The organism is Acerihabitans arboris, from assembly GCF_010131535.1.
GTDB lineage: Bacteria > Pseudomonadota > Gammaproteobacteria > Enterobacterales > Enterobacteriaceae > Acerihabitans > Acerihabitans arboris.
In genome coordinates this window covers 1-2,342 of the sequence record NZ_WUBS01000047.1, presented here as the reverse complement: position 1 = coordinate 2,342, position 2,342 = coordinate 1, and the positions used below count along the sequence as shown (strand labels likewise).

General features: G+C 48.9%; 2 protein-coding genes. Both read left to right on the top strand.

Translation table 11 applies throughout. The features are described from left to right. The first annotated feature begins 525 nt into the window (after positions 1 to 525). Entirely contained in the window at positions 526 to 750 is a 225-nt protein-coding gene (locus GRH90_RS26450) for a hypothetical protein (RefSeq protein WP_312857225.1), read from the top strand. A 140-nt stretch (positions 751 to 890) separates the two neighbouring features. Next, positions 891 to 1,919: a tyrosine-type recombinase/integrase gene (locus tag GRH90_RS25790; RefSeq protein ID WP_162368806.1), complete on the top strand. Its 1,029-nt coding sequence runs from the start codon at positions 891 to 893 to the stop codon at positions 1,917 to 1,919. The last annotated feature ends 423 nt before the right edge of the window (positions 1,920 to 2,342 follow it).

Below are 2,342 nucleotides of genomic sequence, written 5' to 3'. Positions count from 1 at the left end.
ATACGGAGGAAGAAGTTTAGCCAGTGTGGCCGCCTTTCGCTCCGGTGAAATGCGCTTCATATCGCGTCCCCATCGCCCCATTGGAGTTTTTGATGGGGGTGACATCTATCCTGACACTAGGGGGCCTCATGGTGCCATACATTATTTATTCTTATAAAAACATTATCGTATAGCTACATACTGGTCTGGTACCACCGGGCCAAGCCGGCACTGATGCCTGCGCTGAGTCATCTAATCTGTCGCTACCGTTCTCGGCGTACTGCTGCCTAATCCAGTGTTGCGGGGTATGACAGTGAATCCGACTGTGGGGAGTTCTAAAAAAATATTTGTAAGCTATGCTGAATCCATACTTAATCTGACACATTCATTATGACCTGTTCCTCATCTTTGAACGTATTGTTAAGTCTGAAACTTCCGCTTCGGAATAAACAGACTGTCAGCTGTTGCACTACAGGGAAAGCCCCTCGTTACTCGCTCCGACTGCGCTTCCTACAAGGAACCCCATTATAATGATCACCCCATGCAGTGGAACTTCTCATACCAGATTTATGTAACCCAAAACTATTGGTGGTCATTCTGGTGGTCTTGACAACAAGTGAATTCAGGTTTAGCTTACTTATTAGCCACTTGCTGGCAAAGGCGATCCCAGTCAGAGGAGCCAATTCTTGTTCTGTGGATGTCTACCGATGTCCACAGGTCATTGAAATATGGATGAAATCCATCCTTCTCCGTTCCAGCGACGTCCACTGAAATCCACCAGTATCCGATGCTTTTAAGTCCATTTTTAAGTCCATCGAAAATGCGGGGGAGTTTGATTCCGGATTGTCGCTAGAGAACTCTACGATTGGAAACCAAAATCCAGCTCTGACCAGAAATCAGGAGCTACGATTATGGCACTTTCCGATACCGCAATCCGCCGGGCCAAAGTTACCGGCAAAGCCTATTCCCTCTCCGATGATGCCGGCCTTTCGCTTGCTGTTTCACCCAAGGGTGGAAAAACCTGGCACTTCCGCTATTACTGGGGAGGAAAACAAAAGCGAATTTCCCTCGGTTGCTATCCAAGCGTAACACTCCGTGAAGCAAGACAGTTATTCCGCTTTGCTTTAGTGAAAGTGGAAGGATTGGAGAATAACCCTGCTACCGACCTGAAGGTGGTCGCACTGCCTAAACCACCTTCTGTCCATAATCCCTTTTTATGGATGCATGAGATCCCCGCTTTTTTACAACACCTACGTCGTTATCCTGGCCAAGAGAACACCCAATTGGGACTTCGCCTGCTGCTGCTGACCGGTGTTCGAACCGGCGAGTTCCGCCTGGCTACGCCAGAGCAGTTTGATCTGGAGCGCGGATTATGGTTTGTTCCGCCGGATAACGTAAAACAGCTAAAAAAACTTTTGCGCAAGAACGGCAAACACACGCAAGATATTCCTCCCTACACCGTCCCTTTATCTGTCCAGGCTACTGAAATCATCCGCCACCTGCTCGGAAATAGTAGACCGGCGCAGCGATTCCTCTTACCCCACAGTTCTGACCTGAAAAAGCGCATGAGTGAAAACACTCTCAACCAAGCCCTCAAACGAATGGGGTATAAAGATCGTCTGACCGGCCACGGTATCCGCGGCACAATTTCAACTGCACTGCATGAAATTGCTTATCCAAAGGCGTGGATTGAAGCGCAGCTTTCTCATACCGACCCGAACAAAGTGAGTGCAGCCTACAACCATGCGGCCTACGTTGAACAGCGACGGATCATGATGCAGGATTGGGCGGACCGGCTTGATTTGTTAGAGCAAGGGCATATAGAAGCAGCCAATAGCCGGTTGGTTATTCAAATAGCCGGTATTCCAACAATGCCTGGCGTCGATTCCGGCATGAGTGCCGTGCCCCTGCAGACAACTAGCGGCAACAAAGAGGTGTAGCCGGGTGCTGATGCTCGATGAAATCGGCTATCTGCCGATGACGCGGGAAGAGGCGAGCCTGTTCTTCCGGCTACTATTTATGCACGGCAACTTAAGAAAATGCTTTGAGACAAACATCGAACTTCAGCATTCAATTAACCTAAAATGTATGCAAGCATACCGAGTTACAAGAAAACTATTGATTGCATACAAGCAACTTAGACGCGCAATGCTGACTCGGCACGCGTAGCGCCATCACCTGCAAGCCTTTGAATCCTGCCCCCTGTCCTAATCCATTTTAGGCCCTCATAAAACCAGCTCTGTAAGCGTCAACTCTGGGCCGTATTGACGCTTATTCAACAGGGATTTTGAGGTTCCACGGCAGGAGATCTTTGATCTTATTGATGGGATGATCCGCGATAATCGCCAGCACATGGCGTAGGT